We start from the raw sequence: 13,891 nt of genomic DNA, 5'->3' as shown, positions 1-13,891 counted from the left end.
CATCAAGCGATTGCTAAGTTTTATCATTACAAACGTCGCCTTTCCCAATCGCTCAGCTATCTACAACTGTAGTACTAGTTAGAGTATATTAACTCTGGCTGCATTAAAATCGCCTTTCGTATCGTAGCTGCGGCAGATTCCAATGTCTGTTGGTCTATTAACGATTACGGACTCAGGTACGGCAATCTAGACCGAGAGACGAAGAAAAAAAGCAGTTCTAACAATTCCTAGAGCAGCTGAAATCTTGAGGAGTTTCCATCTACGGTAGCTAGCAGGCTCCTGTGTGGTAGAACACCAAATTTAAATCCAGAGTATTGCAAAATTGTCAGCGAGAGATTGCAGATTTTCAGTCTGAAGCTTCTCGCGGCAGAGGTGCAGGCATTCGAGCGAATGTCAGACAAATTTTTGACCCGCGATCGCCTGAGCATTAGCACATGCGCCGGCTCTAGGCTGGTCAAGTATAGATCGTGATGTTCGCATGTATTGTCAAAAGTACCGGCAGTCATTGCAGCTCTGGAATGCATACTAAACAATGCAGAGAAAAAATTACCAAAAGCTTGAGAATAAGCCATGAGTGTTGCGATCGTTACTGGCTCTGCTGGTCTCATTGGTTCGGAAGCAGTACGTTTTTTTAGCGCTCTCGGTATGCATGTCGTCGGGATCGATAACGATATGCGTAGCTTTTTTTTTGGAGAGGAAGCTTCCACAAGATGGAATCTTAGGCGTTTACAATCTCAGATTAGAGAGTACACTCACTACGATGTAGATATCCGAGATAGCGATCGCCTGGATGTCATTTTTCAGTACTACAAACAAGACATTGCCCTTGTCATTCATACCGCAGCCCAGCCATCTCACGATTGGGCTGCACGCGATCCGTTCTCCGATTTCTCGGTCAATGCCAACGGTACGTTGAACTTGTTACAAGCAACGCGCCAACATTGCCCAGACACCCCATTTATCTTCACTTCCACTAACAAAGTCTACGGAGACTTACCCAACTTTTTACCCCTAGTTGAGTTAGACCGCCGCTGGGAGATCGATCCCGCTCATAAGTATGCTTTGGGGATCTCTGAAGATATGAGTATCGATCGCAGCAAGCACTCTCTATTCGGAGCTTCTAAGGTTGCAGCCGACGTATTAGTCCAAGAATACGGTCATTACTTTGGCATTCCTACTGTTTGCTTTCGGGGTGGCTGTTTGACCGGACCCAGCCATGCGGGAACGAAATTACACGGCTTTCTCGCTTACTTGATGAAATGTACCGTGACTGGCGATCCCTACACGATCTACGGTTATCAAGGCAAACAAGTCCGCGATAACATTCACTCCTCAGACTTGATTGCGGCATTTTATGAGTTCTATCTCAACCCTGGAATCGCTGAAGTTTACAACATCGGCGGTGGTAGAGAAAGCAATTGCTCAATGCTAGAGGCGATCGCTTATTGCGAACAAATTGCTAGCAAGGAGTTGAACTACTCTTACACCGATGAAAATCGCAGTGGCGACCACATCTGGTACATCAGCGATTTATCGAAGTTTAAAGCTAAGTATCCAAATTGGTCGATTAAATACGACGTACCGCACATTTTGCGGGAGATTTACAGCCAAAACTGTGAAAGGTGGTTAAAGTACAGTGATTAATCGAGGCAAACACTCCATCTTAGGAATTAACATCCACGCTATAGATTACGAATTTGCTGTCAACAAAATTGTTGTTGCGGCTGAAAAGAGAGTTCCCTATGCGGTCAGTGCGTTAGCCGTTCATGGCGTGATGACGGGATTTTTAGACCCCATTCACGCCCGTCGATTGAACGGTATGGATCTCGTAGTTCCTGACGGACAACCCGTGCGCTGGGCGCTGTGGTGGCTGCACAAGCAAGGATTACCCGATCGCGTCTGCGGTCCCAAGCTGACGCTCAGAATCGCTCAAGCTTTTGCTGAAAAAGGATTGAGTGTCTATCTATATGGCAGTCAAATAGAAGTATTACAGCAATTCGCTTGTCAGTTGCAGCAACGCTTTCCCCAGCTCCAAATTGCGGGCATGGAGCCTTCTAAATTTCGCCGTCTCTCTTCAGAGGAACGGAAAGAGTTAGTGGCTCGGATTAAAGCCTCTGGAGCTAGTACCGTACTTCTTGGTCTTGGTTGTCCTCGACAAGAAGTTTGGGCTTACGAATATCGCCAAATGCTAGGCATCCCCATCTTAGCTGTGGGTGCTGCCTTCGATTTTCACGCTGGTAGGCTAGCGCCAGCACCGCAAACAATGCAAGATTTGGGATTGGAGTGGTTATTTCGTCTGCTACAAGAACCCAGACGCTTGTGGCGGCGCTATATCCTGCTCAATCCGCTTTATTTATGGTATGTTGGCTTTCAGTTACTCGGTTGGAAAAAATTTGTGCCACCTGCTCCTGACGGTAGCGAACCGATTGAATCTTACGGGTAATCTATAAACGACGTGCAAATTTTGCACGAGGTTTAATCGTCATTATTTGACAGTAAATGCTGCGCTAAACTCCGTGAAGACAGTTGACGGGTGTTTTATTCTGCTCTCTGCTCCCAGCTCGTCCCTGCTCCCTGCTTCGCAGCAAGAGCGATCGCGGCGGGTAAAATTCGATATTCTTGCTGGTGAATTCGTTGGTGTAGAGTTTGGGGGGTGTCGTCAGGTAAGACGGGTACGGCTGCTTGGAGCAAAATGCGCCCGCTATCAACTTCGGGAACGACTATATGCACCGTACAACCTGCGATTTTTACACCAGCAGCAAGGGCTTGTTCTACTGCCTGAATGCCGCGAAAGCTGGGTAATAAACTGGGATGGATGTTAATAATTCGTTCGGCAAAAGCATTGATGAGTACTGGCGTGACAATTCGCATCCAGCCCGCCATTATAACCCATGATACGTCATATTGATGTAAAGTTTGAACAATTTGACGATCTAGATCTTCACGGCTGGGAAAGTGACGATGATTGAGCAAAACGGCAGGTACGTCACGATTTGCAGCTCGAACTGCGACTTTCGCTTCTGGGTTATTGTAAATTAGAACTTGAATTTTAGCATTAAGTCTACCTTGGGCGATCGCCTCTGCTACAGCTTCAAAGTTACTGCCATTTCCGGAAGCAAGTATACCTAGTTTAATTGGTTCTCCTGGTATCCATAGATCGGTGGGATCGACCGGAGAAATTAAGCTGGCAGTAGAGGCGGTGGTTGCTGGGATCGTCATACAGCATTTTATCGAGCAAGGTGTTGACTCAGTCATTATCCATCATTCGACTGGCGATCGCCTCACTCCGACGTTAAAAATTACCAGGAACAGTTATCAGTTATCAGTTATCAGGGAGCAGTGACCACCAACCACCAACTACCAACTACCAACTACCATCAACTCTTGACTCCTCCCTGGTCCCTTTAATGAGTAAAATAGCCCTACAAAGTTAAAATACAAAGTATGGCTTTTGAGCGTTCTCGCAAGCAACTGCTAGATAACGATGCGATCGCAGCATGGATTTTTCTCACGCCAGCGCTGCTCATGCTAGGAATATTCCTAATATTTCCCATTGCTTATCTGTTTTATCTCAGCTTCACTACAGGAAGTTTTACCGCTGCTGGCGTGCGCTGGGTAGGGTTTAACAATTACTTACGACTAATTCTCAATCCTGATTTTTGGCAAGTTCTTAGTAATACTTGCTATTTTACCATTGCTACAGTAATTCCCAGTTTAGTGATTCCTTTAGGTTTGGCAGCACTATTAAACCGCAATATAGCTTGGCGAGGTCTATTACGCAGTGCCTATTTTCTCCCTTCAATTGTGTCTATTGTCGCCGCTGGGTTAGGATTTCGCTGGCTATTTCAAACCGAGGGACCAGTCAATACATGGTTGAATGCAATTGGAATTTCTCCGATTCCCTGGCTAGGTAGTAATATTTGGGCAATGCCAGTCATCATTTTATTGAGTATTTGGAAGCAGTTAGGCTTCAATATGGTGGTATTTCTAGCTGGATTGCAGGCAATTCCTCCCAGTCGTTATGAAGCAGCAGAATTAGATGGAGCAAATGCTTGGCAGCAATTTTGGTATATTACTCTACCAGGATTGAGACCGACGTTAATCTTCGCTACGATTACAACAGCAATTTTTACTTTGCGGGGTTTCGAGCAAATTTATGTCGTGACTGGGGGAGGACCTTTAAATTCTACTAATATTTTAGTTTATTACATTTATCAAGAAGCTTTTGGGCAATTCGATTTCGGTTATGCTGCGGCTGCGGCTACAGTTTTGTTATTGGTAGCGCTAGTTTTAGTTTATATTCAGTTGCAAACTTGGGACGAAGAGTAGAAGCACGCTATATATATTTTTTGCTACAAATTAACGAAATACAACTAAAGAAGATGCTGTTTTTGCTTGCTGTCTCGCTTTCTCTATAGCACTCATAGTTTGTAATGAAAGAAAACCAAAACCTACCTTGGAAGCCATATCGAGGAGAGTCACAAACATTGTTTCCACGCTAATATTTAAGAAATTCAAACCTGCGGGACTCAGAAGCCAGACTATCGGGTAAAGCGTCCATATTGTCAAGTGGACTTTTAGCAATTTGTGAAAAGCTGGAATAACTCTAGGGAAGGTACGTTCTACTTGTGGGCGATATTGGTTAAGGAGAAGATATACAGTAGCACAGTAAGCTGCACAACTGACAATATACCAAATATAATTAACTGGATAGGGTGAAATAGTAGCAACAAAACCAGCAGCAATTGTATAAGCATTTGCTCCTAACAAGCTCGCTGTAGTTGTCACGCTAGTTTTTCCAAGATATGTGAGAATTAAGAGCAACAAAGGCGTAGAAATAAACCAAGAAACATATCTGACCCAGAAAGTGGGACGACCGTTAATAAAGTCTACTCCTTGACCGAGAGCCATAATTAAATAAAGTCCAGCCGCGATCGCGCAAACGAAAAAGTTGAGCGTGTACAAAATTTGCCAACGCTGATTTTTCGCATTGTGAGCGCCAATTCCAAAAACGATCGCACCAAACGACATACCAAATACACCAAGCCACTGCCAGAGAAATGTCATATTTCTATAACTTATATAACTGATAACTTGCGATATAACTTTCCATATGCGAGCCAGTGGTTATGTGAGAATTACCAGCAACCGCTGGCATTTGCTTAGCTTGATTTAGATGTTCGTCAACTACATTACTCCCATACTGACTAATTGGCTAGTGTCAATTTTTTGAACTGTTGGCATAATTTGCGAATATGGAAAAGAGATGTTACATAACACCATCATTTGAGATTAACACTGTAATTCGAGAGCTAGTATGGTTAAATGTAATTCCTTAAGCTTGAGTGAATTTCATCATAAAGTACTTGCCTGATGCCAACGCTCGGTCTTGGTGCTTGGCGCTCGTCCTTCGTCATCCCAAGAAAAAGCCTAAGTCAAAAAATCTTCTTTCTGACTTAGGCTTTCTAATTTAGGCTTTGACGTGCAGACTATGAGGAATTATAAATCCTCTTCCTTGTATCTCCAATCATGTCCTAACTATCTGAGCGGATTGCGGCTCTAATTGCTAAAAGCATCCTTGATAGAGTCAACAGTACGCTTGACAGCGTTCATGTTTTTGTCTACTGCTTTTTCAGTCCGAGCGGCATCTTCCTCAGCTCTTTGCTCAATCCGATCTCGATCTCGCTTGGCTTTGCGCTCAACGCCACTACCCTCGTCGTCAGCTCGATCGACTTTAGCAGCATTTTTGTTGGCAGCTCGCTCAACTTTGTTTGCCGTATCTCGGATCAAATTCTTGGAGCCTTTAGCAACATCATCGGCTGCTTCTTTAGTTCGATCGCCCATATCTGCCGCTGCGATCGAAATCGGAGCGGGACTAGCCATTGCTACAGGGTTTGAGAACAAGGCAAAGTGCCATACAAAGCCGATCGCCGACAGAAAAAATAGCGTTGTTGCCAGAAAACGTCCCAAAGTCGAAACTTGTTGCTTCAAATATGTCAGTTTCATCGGATACAATCTCTATACGATTTAGCATTTACAGTACTCCAACTAACTCATCTGCTAGATCGTTCTGCGGATAGAGGGTTTTCAAGTTACTCAGTTGTTAACTAAATTTCCTCCTTTCGGTAGACTAGAAGTCGTTCCTTAATTTAATCCTCGCCAGTAGCAACAGTCATCCTATTTGATTTAGAGAGCTGATGGTTTGAAGATTACGGGTACTACATCCATCGATCGCCACAAGGCGATCGCAGATTTAAACGAAGAACATCACAATGGTGGATGCATCGTTAAGACATGCTGCTTATATTTGCGTAGCGGTAGCGGATGATACCACCAGATGACGATCCAAGAGTAACGAACCAATAATGAATGCAAAAATTAAAAATCAGCCTGGAAGACCGCGTAGTGTAGAAGCCGATCGCGCTATTCATAGAGCCACCTTGGAACTCTTAGCCGAGGTGGGTTACGAGCGCATGAGTATAGAGGCGATCGCTAGCCGTGCAGGGGTGGGAAAAACCACAATTTACCGTCGCTACAACTCAAAAGAAGAACTGGTGGCAGATGCGATCGAAAGCCGTAGAGAAGACGTAGAAATTCCAGATACGAAAAACTTTTGGAGCGATATCGATTTAATTATTGCCAGTGCTACCCAAATGACCTTAGATCCTCTGGGACGGCAAATTGTAGCTTTAATTATCAGTACAGCATCTAACAATCCCCAGTTTGCTCAGGTTTACTGGGCGAGATATCTCCAACCCCGTCGCCAAGCCTTTGCTGCTGTCATCGCACAAGCAAAAAGCAGACAGGAAATTGCCACAGATATAGATGCCGATCTTGTCTTCGACCTCATCAGCGGTATCATGCTTTACGGATTGGTATTTCCACCTACAAACGAGTCGTATCAAGCATACGTTCGTCGTGCTGTTGGTTTAGTTGTAAAAATGTAATTGTCATCTAATTTTGAAAATTTAGACTTCAACCGAATGTCTACTTTACCATCAGGATGCAATCTTCGCCCTGCCAATGCTAAAGATGCTTGGGCAATTCGGAAGTTGGTGCTATCGGCAAAACTCGACCCGACGCAGTTACGCTGGCAACAATTTTCAGTCGTTGAATGCAACGGACGAGTCGTTGCTTGCGGGCAGTTACGGGCTTTTGCTGGGGCGCAAGAATTGGGTAGTTTAGTGGTTGCCTCTAACTGGCGGGGTAAAGGCTTGGGGTCGTACTTGGTGGAATATTTAATTGAACAAGCAACTCAGCCGCTTTATTTAGAATGCTTGGGGCGTAAACTAGCAGAGTTTTACACTCGCTTTGGGTTTGTTGCAGTTACATGGAAAGAATTACCGCGATCGCTCAAATTTAAGTTTGCTTTGTCTGACTTGGCAGCGAAAATCGGTGTTCCTGTAACAATTATGCGTTATTCAAAGCTGTAGTCGTTAATCATACTAGAGAGCAGGGAGTAGGGAGCGCACGAGCAGAGGAGGAAGCAGGGGAGCAGGGGGAAGAAGAGAGCTGAGGAAGCTGAGGGAGCAACTACCGATTACCAACTACCAATTCCCCACTCACTGCTGTAAAACAAAACGCATGAGTCTATCTTTTGAGAGAAACACTGCTGTAATTCTTGCCATAAAATCGAACAATAAGTTCGATAAAAAGTGGCGATAGTGTTACTATGGCGAATTCAAAATCGGCAAAAAAATCCGCTGCTCAGATTAACAAAACTACAGATAATGAGACAGCAAAAGTTGCCCGCACTATGTCTCCAGAGACAGTTGTAGCAGACGAGTTACCACCAAAACCCGATTATCCCCGCTATCGCGTCACTCCCAACGAACCAATTCAGCTAAGTCAAATCGACCCAGATACTTGTGAAAGCTATCAGAGCAAGAAAGAGATAGAAGCAGAACTAGAGTATTATCGCGATCGCTTGAGTTTGTTACAAGAACGCCTGTACGCCGAGCAGCAGCGCAGTCTACTCATCGTACTGCAAGCAATGGATACTGGTGGGAAAGACGGCACAATTAAACATGTTTTTCAGGGAATCAATCCTCAAGGTTGTCGAGTTTGGTCTTTTAAAAATCCCAGCCAAGAAGAATTGAGCCATGATTTTTTGTGGCGCTACCATCAGCGGACACCGCAACGAGGCATGATTAATATTTTTAATCGTTCTCACTACGAAGATGTATTAATCGTGCGCGTTAAACAACTCGTGCCGGAAGCAGTATGGCAGAAAAGATATCACAGCATTAATGAATTTGAACAAATGCTGGTTTTGAATAATATTAGTATTATTAAGTTTTTTCTACATATTTCTAAAGACGAACAAAAACGTAGATTAGAAAAGCGGCTGGAAGACCCAGATAAGCGATGGAAATTTTCTATTAACGATGTCAACGAGCGGAAATTATGGGATGATTACCAACAAGCTTATGAAGATGCAATTAATTATTGCTCTACAGAGTATGCTCCTTGGTATGTCGTTCCGGCAAATAAAAAGTGGTATAGAAACTTAGTTATTGCTCGGGCGATCGCTGATACCTTAGAAGCAATGAATCCACAATATCCAGCAGCAGCACAAAATTTAGAAAATATAACTATTCCCGATTAACAGTTATCAGTCAGTTATCAGTGGAGAAGAGAGTAGAGAGCAGGGAGTAGGGAGAATTAGTTTTGACTTTTAGCTTTTGACTTTTGACTTTTTTGTTGATGCTTATTCCGAGCGTAAAGCTTTGACCGGATCGAGTTGGCTGGCACGGAGAGCAGGAATAAAACCAGCACCCATACCGACTAGTAAAGCTGAAGCTAGCGCTAGACTTGCGGTGCTGGGTTCAAATTGATAGGGTAAGTTAAATGTATCGGCGACTGCAATAGCAATTCCATGCACCGTCCCTATGGCGATCGTCCCGCCGATTAAACTTAAAAGCGCAACTTCTAAAATAAATTGCGCCATAATATCTTGCTGAGTTGCTCCCAAAGCCCGACGCAAACCGATTTCTGGCGTGCGTTCTATCACTGAAGCGATCGTAATATTGGCAATACCCACACCTCCTACAAGTAGGGAAATTGCACCCACTACAGTTAACGCTTGGGAGGCTAGCTGCATGATTTTTTGCTGTTGAATGATGTCTTCCACATTGTTCCAAGACCAATAACTTCGCCCTGGAAAACGTTGTGCCAAGAGTTGCTGGACTCGATTACCAAAAGCTTCAAGGTCTTCAATTCGGCGAGGACGAAGCTGAATCGTATCGACAGCACGGCTACCTGTAAGAGAACTATAAACTGGTAGCGGTACTAACAATTGTCCTTCAGGTGGTGCATTTTCCTGCATTTTAGTTGGTACGACTCCCACCACTACGTAGGGTCGATCGTTAGCATAGAGGCGTTGTCCAACTGCTTGACCATCTTTAAATAACTTATCCGCCAAAAAGCGATCGATCGCAACCACAGGTCGGTAGTTGGCGAAATCAGCAGCAGTAAAAAACCGTCCTGCTTCCAACGGTCTACCCAAGGTGAGTAAAAAATCTGGGGTCACTGCCATCATCTGAGGACTAGCTTCTTCAGTTTGAAATACAGTTTCTGCCGAACCCACCCAAGCTGCGCCACTACTCGCCCGTAAGCCAGAGAGTCGTTGGCGGAAAAATTCCAAATCTGCTAGGCTCATTTGAGCGCTCAAGTCGCTGCCTGCTTGCCAATTGAGTCCTACCATAATCTGAGGCGCGTCTCTTTCTGCTAATCGTTGGGCAATAACAATCCGGCTGATACTACCAACTTGAAGCGTAGCACTGACCGCAGCCACACCCATAAATACTCCTAACGCCGTCAAAGCAGAACGTAGGGGATTGCTACGCAAAGAGTCAAAGGTGAGGATTAGCAGTTCGACTGGTGAAAGGCTCATTGGATAGTTGGTAGTTGGTAATTGGTAGTTGGTAGACTGACAACTGCTCCCTGCCCCCTAATAACTGATAACTGGTGTTCCTGGGGTCAGGGTGGCTTCGGCGGGGGGTAAAATGACTTTTTCGCCAAAGTTCAATCCAGCAGCAACTTCAGCGGTGAGCAATCCTTCTAAACCCAATTTAAGATATCGTTTCTGAGCTTTGTTTTGACTGTCTTTTACCCAAACAAAAGGACGTTGTTCGGTGCGTTGAATAATTTCTGAATTCAAGACTAAAACGTTGCGCCGCTGCTCTAGTACGATTTCAACGTTTACGCCGCTACCTGGAATGAGCGATCGCGTGGGGGTGTCAAGCTTGACAGTTGCAGGTACTCTAGGTTGATTCGATCGATCGCTGCTACCACCACTACGACCGCTTTGTTTTTGACTTTCTTCGGGAGTCACTGCCTGGGGATATACGCTTTGGATTGTGCCAGTAAAAGTTTTGGCGTTAGGCGCGATCGCGCTGACGCGAACCACTTGATTGACTCTGACTTGAGCGGCGTTTAGAGGAGAGAGCAAAAGCTTGATTTTCACTTGCGCCGGATCGCCTACCGTCAACAGATCGGTACGCAACTCAACTCCATCACCATTTTTGACGCTGACTCCCAAAACCGTGCCATCTAGCGGCGATCGCACTAATGTATCTTGGAGTTTTTGCTGAATGCTTTGACGTTGAAGCTGCTCGATCTGAAGCTGGATTGTCGCGTTTTGAGCTTCCAACTGAGCATTGCGGATGTCAGCTTCATTCTGCCGCACTTTATCTTCTAGCTCTTGGACTTGTTGTTGCGCCACGGCTCCTTCTTGTGCCAAGGCATCTAGTTTTTTACGAATTTTTTCATCAGCGATCAGCTGTTCCTGAGCCTCCAAGATTTTTTGGCGATTGCGTACCAAAGTAGCTTGCGCCTCTAGTATTTTCAATTGCTGGTTGGCTAAAGCAGTTTGGCGCTCGGGATAGCGGAGAATGACGAGTACTTGATCGGCTTTCACTTGATTTCCCGGCTGGACTAAGACGCGATCGACAGCGCCTTCAGTGGGCGACTTGATCGTTCGTTGTCCCTGAAGTTCTACAGTACCGCTTTCGTCAATTGTATTTTCTACGGTTCCTGTTTCTACGGCTACCGTTTGTACTGTCACTGGTTCGGCAGTGGAATTGAAAACCAGAAAGTAACCCAGCCCGCTAGCTAAGCAAATTCCGGCTAGAGTCGCCGACCAAGCTAGCCATTGTATCCCAGAACGAAATTTGTGTCCCTGTTTTCTGCTCACGATTGACCAGGTGTCAGTTATCAGTTATCAGTTATCAGTTGTCAGGGTATGGGTAGTTGGTAGTTGGTAGTTGACTGTTGTTGCACCTGAAGCCCCCCTGCTCCCCTGCTCCCCTGCTTTCTTCCCCTGCTCCCTCAGCTCCCTCAGCTCTTATTTCATGGCGGCTTCAAGTAAAGGTGGCAGGACGTGACGGGCATCGAAATATTCTTGGGCGATCGCTCTTGCCGCTTGGCAGTGGAATTCGTAGCGGCTGTTAACTGCTTCAATCCCCGCGATCGCTTCCTCTAAGTTACTAAATGCGATCGCGCCTGCACCAGTAGGTAACCAATCAGAAAAACCCGTGTCTTGAATCACCACAGGACGACCGCTAGCGAGATAGCAGGCGCTGCGTTCGCTAAACACACCACTCCAAGTTACGGCAAAAGCATCCTTGGTTATACTAAACTCTGCCTTCGATTGTTGAATGTATTCTTGGTAAGTCCAGGGCGATCGCGTCGGTGGCTCTCGCACTCTCCAGCCTTTAGTTGCCAGTTGCTCGGTGGGTGTATTACCTCCACTCACTGCCAGCTCCAAGATCGAGCCTACCCGCTTTGGCAAATCTATGTAAGGGGGAAAAGCATCTGCCTTTAAGCCATAGCGAATACCTTTGTATTCTCGCGCTGGATAACTTTCCCATTGCATGACTGTCGTAAATTTGGCTGCGGCATCAGTTAAAGGCTTTACCAACCAGGTATCGAGAACGATCGGTTGGCGCGTGGGTTGCCAGGGAAACCCATCATCGGGAACAGTACATTTGCTCTGACCGATATTTTCCGCACAAGAAAAGAAAGTTGTATGCTGTCGCGCTTGTTCGTAGGCATAAGCATCGGTGAGGTGGCGAATTTGGGTGAAGACAGAATCTCCCTCAACTAATGCACGGGCGGGAATTTGCAGCAGCCAAGGGCGCAGCGGGTTAACTCCATCTAAATTGAGTAACAGATCGGCAGTAGTGCAAATCTCCTTAATCCGGTCAGCACAACCTCCCAACCACGAACTTGTATGGGCATCGTAATACGCCCAGCGATCGCCCAAACCAACTCGCTCGAAAATACTGGCAGCATATTTCAAGCCATAAGTAGGATCGATATCCATATAACCGCGCGTCGGGTCGTAGCAAGAGGGATAATCATCGCTATCTTCGATGAAATAAACATCGTGACCCAAATTTGCTAGCCCCATTAGGTATTGCAAAGGATGCCAAGACATTCCACCCAAAGGTCCACGCACGATGTATCCGAGGACGACGATTCGCAGGCAACTGGCGCGATCGGGAGTGGGAGAGTGGGAGTCAGCAGGGACGGGTTTGGAAACCCGCCCGTACAGGAGTGGGAGAGTGGGAGTCGTAGGGGCGGGTTTAGCAAATAGCTCCCCGATTGAGACAGTAAATCTTCGGTCAAAACCCGCCCGTACAGGAGTGGGAGAGTGGGAGTCGGGAAATTTTGACTTTTGACTTTTGAATTTTGACTTTTGCATCATGGTTGAAGCCCGTACACAACAAGGCGGGTATTTTTCAACACGCAGCGACAATGCGATCGCAAATAACGTTCCAGCTCAGAATAGTAATCGAACCACCAAAACGCCGACCAGCCAAAAACGATAAACTGCACCCCTTTGCTCTGCAAACGTTCCAGTTCTTGAATTGCCGTTGCATCATCTGCTGGTGCGCCCCAGTACTGTCCATCTTTTTCCAGAAAAGGAATTGCTGGTGCAGAGGCGATCGCTTCCCCTTGCCACTGACCGTCATCAACGAGAATGTATGCTTCTTCTGGGGGGATTAACCGAGCAATTTCCTGGCTGGCTAATTGCAATCGTTCTTCCCAAGTTTGTTGCATGTGAGGTAGAGCCATTTGCGTGTATTCGCTTTGGCGTGCGTGTAGAGCAAGAAAGCGCTCGGCAAGCCATTGTCGATAGTTCTCGTTCCTAGCGCGATCGCTTTGCAACAGATAAGCGACAGCATCGGTAATTTCAGCAATGACACCAATTGGTCCGTTGCGATCGAAGCGCCAGTCTGTTTCGGTAATCTGTCCTGAGTGCAGGCGGACTTGAGCGAGTTCTCGGGCTAAAAAGAAGATGTCAAACTTGGCAGCCAGCCGATAGATCGTCGTCAAGTCAAATGTATGCTTGGAATGGGGACTATCAAACTGTCCCACGACTGCCAATGCTGAAGCGCGAAAAAACAGACTAGAAGTATAAACCGGACAACCCTGCCAGGAAATCGTCTGTTCGAGGAAATCTAGACCCTTAACCAAGCCTTCAGAAATTTTTCCCGTGTGCTGTAAGTCTAAGGAATTACCAGCAGCATCGATCAGCCTCACCATTGCAAATGAAAACCCGACTTGCGGATGCTCGTCTAAAGCTCGGACAGATTCGCTTATCAACTCTGGCAGCATCAAATCGTCATCGCTCAGAATTGTTAAATAAGGACTAGTATTTAATTCAATAGCGAGATTCCAATTACCTAAACCACCAATATTAGTTTCGTTACGAATGTAAGTGACGCGATCGTCGTCTTCAGCAAGCGATCGCACGACTGTTTCAGTATCATCAGTCGAAGCATTGTCGAGTACCATCACCCGAAAGTCTGGATAGTCTTGAGCTAAAACACTTGCCAAACTGAGCTTGAGTAACTGCGATCGATTATACGTAGTTAGGGCT

At 45.8% G+C, this 13,891-nt stretch carries 14 protein-coding genes; 7 read left to right on the top strand and 7 right to left on the bottom strand.

Features of this window, described 5'->3' with window-relative positions; all coding sequences use genetic code 11:
- The first annotated feature begins 570 nt into the window (after nt 1-570).
- Both DSM107010_RS32680 and DSM107010_RS32675 read left to right on the top strand, forming a co-directional pair.
- Nucleotides 571-1,644, top strand: a complete 1,074-nt coding sequence (locus DSM107010_RS32680) for an NAD-dependent epimerase/dehydratase family protein (protein ID WP_106166969.1) — start codon at nt 571-573, stop codon at nt 1,642-1,644.
- On the top strand, nt 1,637-2,443 hold the full coding sequence (locus tag DSM107010_RS32675; protein WP_015154402.1) for a WecB/TagA/CpsF family glycosyltransferase: 807 nt from the start codon (nt 1,637-1,639) through the stop codon (nt 2,441-2,443). Before DSM107010_RS32680 ends, DSM107010_RS32675 begins: the two co-directional genes overlap by 8 nt.
- A 95-nt stretch (nt 2,444-2,538) precedes the next feature.
- Here DSM107010_RS32675 and purN read toward each other — a convergent pair whose 3' ends face one another.
- Entirely contained in the window at nt 2,539-3,219 is a 681-nt protein-coding gene (purN, locus tag DSM107010_RS32670) for a phosphoribosylglycinamide formyltransferase (RefSeq protein WP_106166968.1), read from the bottom strand.
- A 225-nt stretch (nt 3,220-3,444) separates the two neighbouring features.
- Between purN and DSM107010_RS32665 the strand changes: the two genes are divergently transcribed.
- Nucleotides 3,445-4,329 carry a carbohydrate ABC transporter permease gene (locus tag DSM107010_RS32665; RefSeq protein WP_106166967.1) on the top strand — a complete coding sequence of 295 codons (885 nt, stop codon included), beginning with the start codon at nt 3,445-3,447 and terminating at the stop codon, nt 4,327-4,329.
- Between the two features lie 30 nt (nt 4,330-4,359).
- Here DSM107010_RS32665 and DSM107010_RS32660 read toward each other — a convergent pair whose 3' ends face one another.
- Both DSM107010_RS32660 and DSM107010_RS32655 read right to left on the bottom strand, forming a co-directional pair.
- Nucleotides 4,360-5,067, bottom strand: coding sequence for a bacteriorhodopsin (locus tag DSM107010_RS32660; RefSeq protein WP_015154399.1), 708 nt, complete (start codon nt 5,065-5,067; stop codon nt 4,360-4,362).
- Between the two features lie 492 nt (nt 5,068-5,559).
- On the bottom strand, nt 5,560-6,006 hold the full coding sequence (locus tag DSM107010_RS32655; RefSeq protein WP_015154398.1) for a DUF874 domain-containing protein: 447 nt from the start codon (nt 6,004-6,006) through the stop codon (nt 5,560-5,562).
- 196 nt (nt 6,007-6,202) lie between these two features.
- On the opposite strand from DSM107010_RS32655, the gene DSM107010_RS42590 reads away from it, so the two are divergent.
- The 4 genes from DSM107010_RS42590 to DSM107010_RS32640 all read left to right on the top strand — a co-directional run bounded on the left by DSM107010_RS42590 (nt 6,203) and on the right by DSM107010_RS32640 (nt 8,608).
- The gene (locus DSM107010_RS42590; RefSeq protein ID WP_256498779.1) at nt 6,203-6,328 is read left to right on the top strand and encodes a hypothetical protein; all 126 of its coding nucleotides are present in this window, start codon (nt 6,203-6,205) and stop codon (nt 6,326-6,328) included.
- 37 nt (nt 6,329-6,365) lie between these two features.
- Nucleotides 6,366-6,947 (top strand): TetR/AcrR family transcriptional regulator, encoded by a 582-nt coding sequence (locus DSM107010_RS32650; RefSeq protein ID WP_015154397.1) that lies wholly within the window; start codon nt 6,366-6,368, stop codon nt 6,945-6,947.
- 36 nt (nt 6,948-6,983) lie between these two features.
- Entirely contained in the window at nt 6,984-7,433 is a 450-nt protein-coding gene (locus DSM107010_RS32645; RefSeq protein ID WP_015154396.1) for a GNAT family N-acetyltransferase, read from the top strand.
- Nucleotides 7,434-7,672: 239 nt separating this feature from the next.
- The gene (locus DSM107010_RS32640; protein WP_015154395.1) at nt 7,673-8,608 is read left to right on the top strand and encodes a polyphosphate kinase 2 family protein; all 936 of its coding nucleotides are present in this window, start codon (nt 7,673-7,675) and stop codon (nt 8,606-8,608) included.
- Nucleotides 8,609-8,710: 102 nt separating this feature from the next.
- On the opposite strand, the gene DSM107010_RS32635 is transcribed toward DSM107010_RS32640, so the two are convergent.
- From DSM107010_RS32635 to DSM107010_RS32620, 4 genes are all read right to left on the bottom strand, one after another.
- Nucleotides 8,711-9,895, bottom strand: a complete 1,185-nt coding sequence (locus DSM107010_RS32635) for an ABC transporter permease (protein WP_106166966.1) — start codon at nt 9,893-9,895, stop codon at nt 8,711-8,713.
- A gap of 57 nt (nt 9,896-9,952) precedes the next feature.
- A complete protein-coding gene (locus DSM107010_RS32630; protein ID WP_127024969.1) occupies nt 9,953-11,197 on the bottom strand; it encodes an efflux RND transporter periplasmic adaptor subunit in 1,245 nt (414 codons plus the stop codon).
- A 150-nt stretch (nt 11,198-11,347) separates the two neighbouring features.
- Nucleotides 11,348-12,712, bottom strand: coding sequence for a glycosyltransferase family protein (locus tag DSM107010_RS32625; RefSeq protein ID WP_127024966.1), 1,365 nt, complete (start codon nt 12,710-12,712; stop codon nt 11,348-11,350).
- A partial coding sequence (locus DSM107010_RS32620; protein ID WP_127024972.1) for a glycosyltransferase family A protein occupies nt 12,709-13,891 on the bottom strand: 1,183 nt, incomplete at its 5' end. The genes DSM107010_RS32620 and DSM107010_RS32625, both read right to left, overlap by 4 nt.

The organism is Chroococcidiopsis cubana SAG 39.79 (assembly GCF_003991895.1).
Taxonomy (GTDB): domain Bacteria; phylum Cyanobacteriota; class Cyanobacteriia; order Cyanobacteriales; family Chroococcidiopsidaceae; genus Chroococcidiopsis; species Chroococcidiopsis thermalis.
The sequence above is the reverse complement of the archived record's forward strand: the minus strand, read 5'-3'. Positions and strand labels throughout refer to the sequence as shown.

Bases quoted from the DNA above. Each gene is read 5' to 3' on its own strand.
- DSM107010_RS32680 (WP_106166969.1), top strand. From the start codon at position 571: ATGAGTGTTGCGATCGTTACTGGCTCTGCTGGTCTCATTGGTTCGGAA.
- purN (WP_106166968.1), bottom strand. From the start codon at position 3,219: ATGACGATCCCAGCAACCACCGCCTCTACTGCCAGCTTAATTTCTCCG.
- DSM107010_RS32665 (WP_106166967.1), top strand. From the start codon at position 3,445: ATGGCTTTTGAGCGTTCTCGCAAGCAACTGCTAGATAACGATGCGATC.
- DSM107010_RS32660 (WP_015154399.1), bottom strand. From the start codon at position 5,067: ATGACATTTCTCTGGCAGTGGCTTGGTGTATTTGGTATGTCGTTTGGT.
- DSM107010_RS32655 (WP_015154398.1), bottom strand. From the start codon at position 6,006: ATGAAACTGACATATTTGAAGCAACAAGTTTCGACTTTGGGACGTTTT.
- DSM107010_RS32650 (WP_015154397.1), top strand. From the start codon at position 6,366: ATGAATGCAAAAATTAAAAATCAGCCTGGAAGACCGCGTAGTGTAGAA.
- DSM107010_RS32645 (WP_015154396.1), top strand. From the start codon at position 6,984: ATGTCTACTTTACCATCAGGATGCAATCTTCGCCCTGCCAATGCTAAA.
- DSM107010_RS32640 (WP_015154395.1), top strand. From the start codon at position 7,673: ATGGCGAATTCAAAATCGGCAAAAAAATCCGCTGCTCAGATTAACAAA.
- DSM107010_RS32635 (WP_106166966.1), bottom strand. From the start codon at position 9,895: ATGAGCCTTTCACCAGTCGAACTGCTAATCCTCACCTTTGACTCTTTG.
- DSM107010_RS32625 (WP_127024966.1), bottom strand. From the start codon at position 12,712: ATGATGCAAAAGTCAAAATTCAAAAGTCAAAAGTCAAAATTTCCCGAC.